Genomic DNA, 317 nt, shown 5'->3' with positions numbered 1-317 from the left:
CCAACGAACAGTCCGCCGCCATACCACCAGCAATCCCCGCACCGACGCAGGCAAAACCATCTACCGCCTAGCCCTGAAACTCACTCACATCACAGACCTTGACCACGCAGCCGAATGGGTCACACACCTGCACGAACTCAGCCACACCACACCTACCGGGTGTGGATGAACGAGAAAACCACCATCCGCGACCCTGCCAGCGGTGCCTACAGCAGGGTCTACACCCACCAACGCGTCCGAGCAGCCTATCAGGCATTACTATCCCTGCACCGCAGGAACCTGTTGTTTACCTACCTGCAACCACCACCAAAAACCAT

1 pseudogene is annotated in these 317 nt (G+C 58.0%); it reads left to right on the top strand.

Annotation, left to right across the window (positions count from 1 at the left end):
* Positions 1-317 (top strand): annotated as a pseudogene (locus QKE30_RS10830) (IS256 family transposase); the annotation flags it as partial.

The organism is Corynebacterium sp. c24Ua_83 (assembly GCF_039907245.1).
Taxonomy (GTDB): Bacteria; Actinomycetota; Actinomycetes; order Mycobacteriales; family Mycobacteriaceae; genus Corynebacterium.
The sequence above is the reverse complement of the archived record's forward strand: the minus strand, read 5'-3'. Positions and strand labels throughout refer to the sequence as shown.